The organism is Roseburia porci (assembly GCF_009695765.1).
In the GTDB taxonomy this organism is placed as follows: domain Bacteria; phylum Bacillota; class Clostridia; order Lachnospirales; family Lachnospiraceae; genus Roseburia; species Roseburia porci.
The window spans coordinates 86,238-98,086 of sequence record NZ_VUNI01000009.1; the positions used below are offsets into that span (position 1 = coordinate 86,238).

Below are 11,849 nucleotides of genomic sequence, written 5' to 3' on the forward strand. Positions count from 1 at the left end.
GAATCGACAAATTTATAAAGTTTTTATAAAGTTTTTAAGTTATTTTTATGGAATTATTTACCGTTTCTTTACCGGAGGTCTATTCAACACTCTCTTCAAACACACGGTATACCTTTTCATTAACCCTTCTGATCCTGCTTTTTGAAAATTTGCAGATCTTGCGGTCATAGGTCAGTATTCCATTGATCTCATCCTCAATATCATTTAACTGGGTATAGATTGTTGCGCTGAGTCCCTTGCTGATGTTCGGATAAATGTCCCTCTCATACAACTGTTCGTATGCATCGCTAAGTCCATCCTCATTTTTGCAGTCCTTATAGCCAAATTCTGTTTCACTGTACAGATGTCCAAGCACCGGACACGCATAACCTCCAAATTCTGTCAATGCAGTCACCCGTTTTCCATCCGTTTTGAACTGGAGCGGACGAAGATAATTATGGATGCTGTTCACATCTCCGCCCTTCTGGTCAAACCAGCCACAGGCTTCGTTGATCAGCCGGTATGGATCTTCGGCGCGGATAAGTTCCGTTGCCTTTTTCGCATCAAACTGTCCCCATCCCTCATTAAATGCCGTCCAGAGGGCAATTGACGGATGGTTATATAAAAACAGAATCATCTCCTGCAAATCTTTCTGATACTGCAGCCGGCCTGCCTCGTCTTTTCTTGCAAACCATCCATAATGCTTATCTTTTACGTGTTTTCCAATCATCGGAATGCCATTCGGAAGATAGGTAACGAATGTGGTATTGTATTCTCCCCCGCCATTTGGCATATCCTGCCATACGATCATTCCAAGTTTATCACAATGGTAGTAGAAACGCTCCGTCTCTACCTTTACATGCATCCGCAGAGTATTAAAGCCAAGTTCTTTCATCTTCATGATGTCATATTTCAGTGCCTGGTCTGTCGGAGGTGTCATCAGACTTTCCGGCCAGTAGCCCTGTGCCAGCACTCCATGAAAGAAAAATGGCTGATTGTTCAGATAAAAACGCCAGATTCCATTCCCGTCCTTTTGCTTGTGGAATTTGCGCATTCCAAAATACGACAGAACAACATCCCTTCCATACTGGATCCGGATCTGATAGAGGTCCGGTGTCTCCGGTGTCCATGGATGCATTTCAGGGATCGTGATCGTGGTATCTTCGGCATTTTTGTCCATTTTTCCATTATAAATACATGCGCCTTTGAAAAAGATCTGAATATGAAGCATATTCGGATATGGGTTTCTCTCAAGCACTCCATGATATTCTTCCGGTCCGAAAAGTCCTTCTCCGTCGTTTGTGACAGTCTTGATCTCAAGCTTTCCCTCATCAAAAAGAGGTGTCAGTTTCAGGCTTTTTATGTATCTGCCCGGCACGCTTTCGATCCATACCGGTTTCCAGATGCCACTGCTTGGTGTGTAGAAAATGGATGCCATCTTTCCGGTCCGCACAAGCTTCTGTTTGCCCCTTGCATGCGAAGATTTCTCCGTCAGATCGCGCACCCGCACAGTCAGTTCATTATCCTCTTCCGGCTTAAGACCATCCGTAATATCAAACGTAAACGGCAGATATCCGCCTTTATGTCCTCCGATCCATTTCCCGTTGATCCAGACCTCACATTCCTGATCCACTGCACCAAAATGAAGCAGTACCCGTTCACTTATAAACGCTTCCGGAATCGTGAATATTTTCCGGTAATGCAGATATTCCTCCGGCTGCAATACTTTCTGCACGCCGGATAATTCCGTCTCCGGAGAAAACGGAACCAGGATCCTGCCATCGTATTTTGAAGGTTTTTCCTTTCCGCCGATTGCATAATCCCATTCTCCGTTCAGGCTGAAGAAACTGTCCCTGACCATAGTCGGACGAGGATATTCACTGTGTATCTTCCCGGTATTCAATTGTTCTCCCCATTTGGTCTTCAGCTGGTTCATGCCCTATTTTACCTTTGTATTTGTACTTGCTATCTTTCAGAATATCTTATTCCGCATTTTTAGTCAATATTTCCAGTATTTATTCTAACATGTCCTACAAGTACAGATAATCGCAGGCACGCTTCCGCTGCTCATCGCTGGCAGCGGTACATAAGACGTCAAAATACGCCGTCTAAGTACCGGCCGCTCTGAAGCACCTGCGAGTTACCTGTACCTGCAGGACAGGTTGTCTATCATTATTATATTAGTTTCGCATTCCCCTGGATATATGATATAATGAGAACGTGCCCGCGAGTCCGGAAACCAAAGGTTTTTCGGACTTTTGCCGGAGCTGTTACGCACATGATACAAGGAGCGCAACAACCAATCATACACAGGAGTTTTTTATGAATTCAGAAAATAAGCAAAAAATCGAAGAACGGATCATGGATCTTTCCCTGATCGGAAGTATCCTTTTTATGATCGTTGAAGGAATTATGGCCTACATCACACATTCCCATTCCATTCTGATGGATTGCGTGTTTGATGTGACGGATCTTGTCATGATCGGTCCTTTTCTTTTTCTCGTTCCACTGCTTTACCGTCCGGTAACAGAACGCCGCCCATATGGATTTGCGCAGGTGGAATCCCTTTTTCTCGTTATCAAATACACCGTACTTCTTGTTATCACGATCCAGCTGATCATTGATAGTGTACAAACCATTCTCGATGGTGGACACAGTGTCAATGCCGGTGCGATCGCAATCTTTGAATTTGTCATTTTTCTCGGCTGCGTAGCGCTTTATCTGCTGCTTTCTTATTTCAGCAAACGCTATGAATCCATGACCATTCATGCAGAACTCTATGCCTGGAAACTGGATATCATCGGAAGTCTCGGTGTTTCACTTGCCTTTGCACTTGAAGTGATACTGCGCAAAACGAGTGCTGCCTGGTTCGGTCCATACATTGATCCGATTGTGGCGATCGTCATGGCTCTTTTTCTGATCCGTGAACCAATACATATGATCTTTGTGAATCTGAAAAGTCTGGTGCTTTTTGCACCAAATCAGGAAATCATGGATAAGATCCGTGCCATTGCAGAACAGAGCATGTCCACATCTTCTTATACCATTCAGTTCCTGGATGTCATCCAGACCGGACGAAAAACCTGGGTCGAGATCTATATTGACAGCCCAAACGATATCATTACTCTGAAAACATTAAACCGTATACGCGACGAGATCCGCGATGAACTCCGCAAATCCTTTGATCAGATTTACGTTGAGATCATCCCGGATCTGCCGGAATAAATACGGATCTTATTCGTTTCTGCCTTCCATAAGCTCCAGATAATCACCTTTATCAATGTGCATCATGGAAATGCGGTTATTATGGCGTCGGAATCCGTACACGCAGTCCACATTCTGGATTAGTGACTGCAGACGTTCATCCGGCACACAGACGATAAGCTGCAGATCCATCTGTCTTGCATATTTCAGGCAGACTGCACTTCGCTCCTGATCCATCTTCGAAAATGCCTCATCCAAAAGCACCAGACGGATTCTTGAATCACGGTTGTTCTGCTGCATGTAGAGCATTGCAAAACCTGCAAGCAGTGCAACATATTTCGGATTCTGTCCCTCACCTCCGGAATCTCTTCCCGCCATGTCATCGACATGATTCTCTCGGATCAGATTGCCGTTTTCATCGGTTACCTGCTCGTACATGCTAAACGACAGATAATTGCGGTAATCTGCATACTGCTCGATCTCTTTTTTCCGTTTTTCAAGCTGACGTTCATCATCCCCACCGCGGACCGGCATAAACTTCTCTGTCAGAAGTTCGATCTGCTTTTCGTATTTCTGGAAAAATACATCCTCTCCAAAACTCATCTGGCCTTCCATGCCATCGTTATTTAAATTCTTGCTGTCAAGTTCTTCTGCCATCAGCATCTCGTAAAACTGTCCGTTTTCATTTTCCGCAGGCTCGATTTTGATCTGATAGGTACTGTCTGAGAAATTCGTTTTTTTCAACAGACGGTTGATCTCGTTCTTGTGACGGATTGCAGCCTTGATGTCACCATGGATCGTTGCAATGACGTTATCACGCAGACTCTTATAGATGAAATCGCACTGTTTGGAAAACTCTTTCTGATACTGCGGTTCATAATCGTTCTGATAATCCAGAAGAAGCTTCTCGTAGGCTGCGTTGGTCTTCTCCATACCACTGAATCCACAGGACGGATATTTCTGGATAAAACGGTTTCTCGCCATCTGCAGATTCTCCGTTTCATCCTGTACCTTGATTTCCAATGCGCTGATTGCACGAAGCTGTGTATTTCTTACAGATTGTCCGGATGCTTTTGCAAGTGCATTTTCCACTTCCTGCTCAATCAGTTCATTTGGGATATAACCCTGTTTCTTTTCTTCCAGAGTCTGTCTGCGTTCTTCGATCTCACGCTGTAAATTACCTTCCTGACGTACCATTCCCGTAAGTTCACTCTGTACCTGCGCCTCACGGTCTGAGATTCCGGAAAGGACTGTCTCAAGCTGTCTGCGTTTTTCGTCCAGTTCCTTAAATCTGCCTTCTTTTAAGGTCTGGATCTGCTCATGCTGTTTTGCAATTTCCTCATTCACAACATCTAGCTCTTCTCCTGCAATTGACAATGCAGCAATATCTTCCGGCTCTGATCTTAAACACTCAAAATCACGTGATGCCTTTAATCCATCCGTGATACGTACAAGATCTGCATGTTCTTTGGAAAGCTTTAAGATCTCCTGCTCGTATTCTGCCTGTTTTGTTTTAGACACTTTTCGTCCGATGCAGGCTCTTCTTCCATAATCTTCTTCCCGTAAATGGCGGAAAATGAAATTGCTGTAAGAATAACAGTCCGGCGTAACTCCGTCCCGTACCTTTTCCAGTTCTTCAATACTCTGGCATTTTACAATATGTCCAAGATACCGTTTCAGACAGGTATCCACATAGGCTTCGTCTGCAGCAACTGCTTCATATAAAGAGTTGTCATCCGCCTTCGGATTGCTTTTCTCAATCGCTGCCGAATTGATCAGATCAACATTCTCATAACTTTTCATGTTGCGGAAGATTTTTGCTGCGTCGTGCGCGTACTGAGGCTCTGTGATCAGCGAGAACTTGAGTCTGCCAAGTCTTCCCTCGATTGCATTCTTCCACTCTTCCTCACGGATATCAAACAGGTCTGCCAGTACATGAACATGCACCGGCTTTCCAAATGCTTCACTCAGACGGCGTTCCAGCGCCCCACGTGCTTTTTTCAGGTTCTCCGGATATGGTTTCACGCCCTGTACCATGGCGTCCACCAGCTCCTGTTTTTCCTTCAGTTCCTTCTGCACTTCACGGCGTCTCGCATTGTAGTCCTCATATTCGGACTCAATATTCTCTTTTTCATCGGCGATACGGTCACGCAGTTTTTGAGCCTGCTCTGCCGTTACATTTCCTTTTTTAAACTCCGCGATCATATGTAAAAGAGGATTGGAAATATATTCGTTGACATATTCGTCCTCTTCCCATCTTGCAAGCCCTCTGACAAGTGTTCTCCACTGTCTGCTGGCATTTACAAGCATCTCGCTGTGACCTTTCAGATCCTTCAGATGCTGCTCTTTGCTTCCAAGATCACTTGCCTTTAAATCTGCTTTGATCTGGATCAGTTCTTCATCGGCTTTTTTCTTCTCCTCACGGATCTTTAAAAGTTCTTTTTCTTTTGCTTCCTGGGCTTTCCGGTTTATCTCAAGATTCTCACTTCCGCCCTCAATCTTTGCCTCTAATTCCTGCAGTTCCAGACAGCGGATCACAGCATTGGCATGAATGATGTCTCCTTCTACCTGGATTTTCTTTCTTCCTGCCTCCTGAACCTCAGTAAGCAGATCAATACGATCCTTCAGATCATTAATTTTCTCACGTATATCGCGATAAGCGCCAAGCTGATCACTGATCTTTTCAATCGTGTCTGCAGAACTTGCCGGAAACATATAATCACGAATAAACTGTCCGGTTCCGTTTGACATCTTAAGTGCGATTGCACTTTTTTCCATCGTGATAAAGCGGGAACCATCAATATATCCCAGAATTACATCGTATAAAACTGCAAGATAGGACTCTCTGGATGCATAAATACGGTTTACGTCTCCTCTTCCACGATTTTCTGTAGAAGCAGAACGTTTCTCGATCAGTTTACGGATGTCCGCATTTGAATACGGATATCCTTCCTCTGTAACATAACCATTCTCCGGCATTCTTCCGGAATGACTGAAAAACTGGTATTTTTTCAGGTCGGTATCATTTCTTCTTACTTCAAATGCAATTCCCACACAGTTTACAATATGTGTTCCTGTGTCTTCAATCTCTAATGCAATAACAGAACAGAAGTCTCTTCCTTCCCTGTTGGCAGAACCATCCTTCTGTTCTCCACGCAGATAACTCAAAACACTTCGCCGGTTTTTGGCATCATCCGCTGCCTTATTCAGAAACGCAGATGAAAAGCTTCCATATAAGATTACCTGGATTGCATCCATAACGGTTGATTTTCCCGATCCGCTTTTTCCACTGAATAGATTCACATATTCGTGAAATTCCAGAATTTTATGATCGATTCCACCCCAGTTATTCAGACACATTCTGGTAAAGATCTTCTTTGCCTGTTTCATCTGTCATTCTCTCCTCTCCCGCTTCTTTTATGTCAAGTTCTCCACTGTATTTTGCAACGAGCTCATTGATATCCACAGCTGAACAATACATATTCACTGTAGTGTTGATATAGATTGGTGTGTTATCCATCAGATTCATGATTGCTCCCGGAATCTCGATGATCTGATGTACCTTAAGCGTTCCAAGCGCCTCATTCCAGTCCTGCTCAGGAACACGATCCGGCAAAAGACTGGTGTCCATACCGTATTCCCTGATCTCTGCAAGATTGGTAACCGGTGCATTCAGCCCTTCACCCATGATTTTGTCATAATAGATTTTCTTAAGAAGTACCACAAGCTTTGTGGTAAAAAGATTCATATGCTCTACCGGCGCACCTTCCCCGCCAAGGCGGAAAATATGTGTCATTGCATCATAGATCAGTTCACATCCCATAACAGACACATAATCTGCTATAAAATCTCTGTGTCTCATACAGATCTGATAACGTGGATTATTCTTCTGTTCCATTGTGACCGGATCATATTTCACCTGTAAAATGCATGTCTGGCGAAACAGATCCTGAATCGTTTTTTTAATATTATCTGCCTCTGTAGGAGACAGATTTTCCATATATTCAAACATCGGCTACTCCGTTTCTGATTGTACTTTGCTGGTATTATCTGCGATCATAAGACCTGAGTAAGTAAACCCGTCTTCTGACTGAATCTCTTCTCCAATTGCTACACGATCTTCTTCCAGACGGTTTTCAGTTGCCTCCTGCCATAAAAACAGTAATTTTTCAAGGTCCTCGATCGATCGTACGGTATCTTTTGTAGCAACAAAAGCCCCGTCCCTCTGATTCTTTCTTCGGAAATCATCCAGCTCTTTCCTGGTGTATAACGGTTTCGGGACAAAATCTGCAATCTCCTGCCCGCTCTGCTGTTTTTTTTCTACCGCCACCGGTGCAAATTCTGCCGGCGTGGTTCCCCGCGGTGTAAACAGACTGCGGTCTGACCAGATCTTATACTGCGTTGTACATCCCATTCTTCCGGAAAGATCCCTTAAAATGTCCTCGCGGTTTGCGCTTCTGTTCAGAAGTCCGATCAGATTTACGATATTATCTTCGTTATCCGCACCTTCCTGCATAATGTACTGGATTCGTGCAAGCGCTCTCTTAGCAAAAACTGATTTCTGCTCAATCAGTTTATTGTATTTTCGTTCAATCCGGTCAAATTCCCGTTCAATGTGATATACGAGGCCACTCGCTTCCTCGCAATCCCGGATACGCATCTGGGAAAAACGAAACGCAGCCGATTCCGGCTCCATTCCCTGCTGTTCCCGAAGCAGTGTTTCCTTTCTCACTTCTGTTTCACTCAGAATATCACTGATCAGTTCCTTTACCGACTCTTTATATCGGTAAAAACTGTCACTCGTTGTCAGAATCGCATATTTCTTACTGTCACTGTTATTGATCTCCTCGACAAGCACTTCCTGAATTCCAATAAAATTTTTTCTGCTGGAAAGCTCATCAAAATACGCACGCATGCCATCCTGCATATTGGACAGCATCTGTCCAAGCCGTTTGCAGGTTCGCACGGCATTGATCAGAATATCGTTATTTTTATCCTTATCTGACTGATACGTATAAAGTGCACTGTAGATTGCCAGAATGCTTTCTCTTTCCCTGCTGTCATCCTCATGATAAAGCTGCTCAAACAGTTCGATATAAAGCTGGCTGTACTCCGGAAATCCAATTACATACTGGTTCAGACGGTCATCAAATTCTTTTCGCATCCAGCCCCAATGAATCAATCTTGTCACAATTGCCGCCGGAGAATGCCGCAAGCCTGCAAATTCCATCTGGCCATCCCGGTCTTCCTGCTCCTCAAGTTCATCCTCCTGCAGAAAAATTCCCTGTTTTGCGATCATTTCCGATATGATCGCCCTGCATTCCTCAATTGTTAAACCAAGCGATGTATAAATCTCATTATTTTCTTCATAGATAGCTACAAGGAACTGCATATAAGCATCCATGTTCCTTGTCCGGAATAATTTATAAAATCCTTCCGGTATTCGTTTTTTCAGTATCATATAAACCTCAAGCTTTTATTTTCTTATGTGCCTTGCGATCTCTATATTCCCACACATAATAAGTCACGATCAGAAGAAGTCCCGTAAAAATCCATGTGATCGGGCTTGCAAGCCGGACAGCCCAATAACCGAACGGCTTTAATGTGATCATAATTACAAGGACACGACATACTAATTCTACCACACCACTGATCATTGGTACAAATCCTCTGTTCAATCCCTGAAGTGCGTTGCGGTATAAGAAAATCCATGCCAACGGCAGCATACACCAGGCGATCGTTGTCAGGTACTGCATTGCATAATTAAAAATATCTTCCGATGGATTGCTTACAAACCAGCTTACAATAAACCTGCCTAAAAATACACAGACTGCAGATGCCCCTGCCGCAAGCAGAATACAGATATAAAATCCCTTTTTCATTCCCTCATAAATGCGGTCATGACGCCCTGCCCCAAGGTTCTGTCCACAATATGTAGAAATTGCGGTTCCAAGCGTAGGCATTGTCTGAGTAGAAAGATTCTCAACTTTCGAAGCCGCTGTAAACGCAGCCACAACGCTTGATCCAAACACATTTACAGCGCCCTGCAGGATCATGGTTCCTACTGCCGTAATGGAATAATTCAAAGCCATTGGCACTCCAACTGACAGCATATGAAATACTCCGGAAGCATCGAGATAATAATCTTCTTTTCGTGTTTTTAAAATGATATATTTATGGAACATATAAATAAAACAAAGCAGCGCTGACACACCCTGTGCGATAATGGTCGCGTAAGCTGCTCCCGGCGCTCCGAGTTTTACAACTACGATAAAAAATATATCCAGTACAATATTCAAAACGGAGGACAGAATAAGAAAATATAACGGTGTTTTGCTGTCTCCGATTCCCCTCAGGATTCCAGATGCCACATTATAGGACATCGTAAGAATAATACCGCCAAAAATTACTTTAATATAGGAATCTGCAATTCCAATAATATTCTCCGGCGTCTTCATCCATTCCAGAAATACTCTGGATGCTGCAACTGTCGGAATCGTCAAAATTACAGAAATAATCACAGTCAGCATAAGTGACAGCGCCACATAGTGTTTCAGTCTTGGAAAATCTTTTGCCCCAAACGCATGAGACACCATAACTCCAAATCCCTGTGCAATTCCATTCGCAAATCCAAGCACTAAAAACATCAGACATCCGGTCGAACCAACTGCCGCTAAAGCGTCTTCTCCCAGATACTGACCTACAATAATCGTATCTACCATATTATAAAACTGCTGAAATATATTTCCAAGCAAAACCGGTAATGAAAATAACAGTATGATCTTTAACGGACTTCCCGATGTCATATCTTTTGCCATGCGTTGATTTCCTCCTTTGTTTTTTACACATGTTCTAACAATATACAACCTTTATTGTCAAAACACAATATTCTTTTTCAAAAAATAGTACTAATTATTCACGGTCATTTTTGTTATGCAAATATAACGTGTTGTAGAATCAATTCACCCATGTTATTATAATCTTGCAAATGAAAAAGAACTTCATTAAGGACAAAAAGTTAATAAGCCCCCATTTATTAACTTTGACTATATATTGTAACCCTTTCCTTTATTCCCTTTATAAAACCCCCTTGCTTTGTTGGGAATGCAAAGCAATAGCACCACAGATGTGATAAGCATTTGGTGGTGTTTTTTTTCGCTGTTTTTAAGAAAATTAAAAAAAGCAAAATATCAATCTGATATTCTGCAAACTCTCTTTTCTATATTTATTATTTAAAAATCGGGGTGACAGGATTCGAACCTGCGACCTCCTGGTCCCAAACCAGGCGCTCTAGCCAAGCTGAGCCACACCCCGTCACATAAAGCGGAGAGGGTGGGATTCGAACCCACGCGCCCTTGCGGACAAACGGTTTTCAAGACCGCCTCGTTATGACCACTTCGATACCTCTCCATATTCAATTAATGCTCTGTCGAGCAATGAGACATCGGGGATTCGGTCTACGCTCCGCTTCGGTCGGCGCAAAACCGAGGTCCCCCGGACCTCGTGCGCCCCAGACAACTACGTTGTCCGTGGTTCGAATCCGGTATATATGATTCTCATAATGAGACATCGGGGATTCGAACCCCGGACAACTTGATTAAAAGTCAAGTGCTCTACCAACTGAGCTAATATCCCATAATTATATCCAATTGGATGAACGTGCGTGAGAAGATTCGAACTCCCGACACCTTGGTCCGTAGCCAAGTGCTCTATCCAGCTGAGCTACACACACATAATGGGCAGAGGTGGATTCGAACCACCGAAGCAAATTGCAGCAGATTTACAGTCTGTCCCCTTTGGCCACTCGGGAATCTGCCCATTACTACAATATAAAATTGTAGAAGCCGATGATCGGACTCGAACCGATAACCTGCTGATTACAAATCAGCTGCTCTGCCAATTGAGCCACATCGGCAAAAAGTGGGACCTACAGGGCTCGAACCTGTGACCCTCTGCTTGTAAGGCAGATGCTCTCCCAGCTGAGCTAAGATCCCACGCATTCTTTGTAGCGAGTGTCAAAATCAACAAACTACTCTCTACAAACGACCCAAGCGGGACTCGAACCCGCGACCTCCGCCGTGACAGGGCGGCGCTCTAACCAACTGAGCCATTAGGCCGTATTATAAGTGACTCCAACGGGAATCGAACCCGTGTTACCGCCGTGAAAGGGCGATGTCTTAACCGCTTGACCATGGAGCCAGATTGTTAGAAAAAATTAATCCCCAATTGTGAGGATTACAGGTATTATCATACCTTCAAAACTTCATACAGATTCCGATTTATTGTTCTTACTGCTTTCAAAACAGGTCATCTCGATTCCGCTTCGCTTCATCTCGATGTGTTTGCTACGCAAACTTCCAGGCATGCATGCCGTCTGTTCCGTAAGCAAGCTTCCGTCACAGCCTTCCTGCATGTCTTTCCTGTTTTCTCCGCTTTTGGTCAAGCCCTCGACCTATTAGTAACAGTCAGCTCCATGTGTTGCCACACTTCCACCTCTGCCCTATCTACCTTGTCGTCTTCAAGGGGTCTTACTTCCTCCTGGGAAGGGATATCTCATCTTGAGGGGGGCTTCACGCTTAGATGCCTTCAGCGTTTATCCCTTCCGGACTTGGCTACTCTGCCATGCCGTTGGTCGACAACAGATACACCAGTGGTCCGTCCATCCC

The 11,849-nt window shown here is 43.9% G+C and carries 7 protein-coding genes, 9 tRNA genes and 1 rRNA gene; 1 reads left to right on the forward strand and 16 read right to left on the reverse strand.

Annotated features, from left to right (window positions below; all coding sequences use genetic code 11):
* Positions 1–79: 79 nt before the first annotated feature.
* Complete coding sequence (locus tag FYJ75_RS07090; RefSeq protein ID WP_154429772.1) at positions 80–1,915, reverse strand: glycoside hydrolase family 2 protein; 1,836 nt, start codon at positions 1,913–1,915, stop codon at positions 80–82.
* A 386-nt stretch (positions 1,916–2,301) separates the two neighbouring features.
* Between FYJ75_RS07090 and FYJ75_RS07095 the strand changes: the two genes are divergently transcribed.
* Positions 2,302–3,204: a cation diffusion facilitator family transporter gene (locus tag FYJ75_RS07095; protein ID WP_154429773.1), complete on the forward strand. Its 903-nt coding sequence runs from the start codon at positions 2,302–2,304 to the stop codon at positions 3,202–3,204.
* Positions 3,205–3,213: 9 nt separating this feature from the next.
* Here FYJ75_RS07095 and FYJ75_RS07100 read toward each other — a convergent pair whose 3' ends face one another.
* The 15 genes from FYJ75_RS07100 to FYJ75_RS07170 form a co-directional block, all read right to left on the reverse strand.
* Positions 3,214–6,573: an SbcC/MukB-like Walker B domain-containing protein gene (locus FYJ75_RS07100; protein WP_154429774.1), complete on the reverse strand. Its 3,360-nt coding sequence runs from the start codon at positions 6,571–6,573 to the stop codon at positions 3,214–3,216.
* The gene (locus FYJ75_RS07105) at positions 6,530–7,195 is read right to left on the reverse strand and encodes a DUF4194 domain-containing protein (protein ID WP_154429775.1); all 666 of its coding nucleotides are present in this window, start codon (positions 7,193–7,195) and stop codon (positions 6,530–6,532) included. Before FYJ75_RS07105 ends, FYJ75_RS07100 begins: the two co-directional genes overlap by 44 nt.
* 3 nt (positions 7,196–7,198) lie before the next feature.
* Complete coding sequence (locus tag FYJ75_RS07110; RefSeq protein WP_154429776.1) at positions 7,199–8,644, reverse strand: Wadjet anti-phage system protein JetA family protein; 1,446 nt, start codon at positions 8,642–8,644, stop codon at positions 7,199–7,201.
* A gap of 7 nt (positions 8,645–8,651) precedes the next feature.
* Entirely contained in the window at positions 8,652–10,001 is a 1,350-nt protein-coding gene (locus FYJ75_RS07115) for an MATE family efflux transporter (RefSeq protein ID WP_154429777.1), read from the reverse strand.
* A gap of 421 nt (positions 10,002–10,422) precedes the next feature.
* A tRNA-Pro gene (locus FYJ75_RS07120) sits at positions 10,423–10,497 on the reverse strand.
* Between the two features lie 10 nt (positions 10,498–10,507).
* Positions 10,508–10,593: transfer RNA gene (locus FYJ75_RS07125), tRNA-Ser, on the reverse strand.
* 152 nt (positions 10,594–10,745) lie between these two features.
* Positions 10,746–10,818, reverse strand: a tRNA-Lys gene (locus tag FYJ75_RS07130).
* A 23-nt stretch (positions 10,819–10,841) separates the two neighbouring features.
* Positions 10,842–10,915: transfer RNA gene (locus FYJ75_RS07135), tRNA-Arg, on the reverse strand.
* Between the two features lie 4 nt (positions 10,916–10,919).
* Positions 10,920–11,001 (reverse strand) — tRNA-Tyr (locus FYJ75_RS07140).
* 24 nt (positions 11,002–11,025) lie between these two features.
* Positions 11,026–11,098, reverse strand: a tRNA-Thr gene (locus FYJ75_RS07145).
* Positions 11,099–11,104: 6 nt separating this feature from the next.
* Positions 11,105–11,177, reverse strand: a tRNA-Val gene (locus tag FYJ75_RS07150).
* Positions 11,178–11,226: 49 nt separating this feature from the next.
* Positions 11,227–11,300: transfer RNA gene (locus tag FYJ75_RS07155), tRNA-Asp, on the reverse strand.
* A 10-nt stretch (positions 11,301–11,310) separates the two neighbouring features.
* Positions 11,311–11,382 (reverse strand) — tRNA-Glu (locus FYJ75_RS07160).
* 64 nt (positions 11,383–11,446) lie between these two features.
* Positions 11,447–11,596: a hypothetical protein gene (locus FYJ75_RS07165; RefSeq protein WP_195838967.1), complete on the reverse strand. Its 150-nt coding sequence runs from the start codon at positions 11,594–11,596 to the stop codon at positions 11,447–11,449.
* 22 nt (positions 11,597–11,618) lie between these two features.
* Positions 11,619–11,849: ribosomal RNA gene (locus FYJ75_RS07170) — 23S ribosomal RNA — on the reverse strand; the annotation flags it as partial.

Bases quoted from the DNA above. Each gene is read 5' to 3' on its own strand.
- FYJ75_RS07115 (WP_154429777.1), bottom strand. From the start codon at position 10,001: ATGGCAAAAGATATGACATCGGGAAGTCCGTTAAAGATCATACTGTTA.
- FYJ75_RS07105 (WP_154429775.1), bottom strand. From the start codon at position 7,195: ATGTTTGAATATATGGAAAATCTGTCTCCTACAGAGGCAGATAATATT.
- FYJ75_RS07095 (WP_154429773.1), top strand. From the start codon at position 2,302: ATGAATTCAGAAAATAAGCAAAAAATCGAAGAACGGATCATGGATCTT.
- FYJ75_RS07110 (WP_154429776.1), bottom strand. From the start codon at position 8,644: ATGATACTGAAAAAACGAATACCGGAAGGATTTTATAAATTATTCCGG.
- FYJ75_RS07090 (WP_154429772.1), bottom strand. From the start codon at position 1,915: ATGAACCAGCTGAAGACCAAATGGGGAGAACAATTGAATACCGGGAAG.
- FYJ75_RS07100 (WP_154429774.1), bottom strand. From the start codon at position 6,573: ATGAAACAGGCAAAGAAGATCTTTACCAGAATGTGTCTGAATAACTGG.
- FYJ75_RS07165 (WP_195838967.1), bottom strand. From the start codon at position 11,596: ATGCAGGAAGGCTGTGACGGAAGCTTGCTTACGGAACAGACGGCATGC.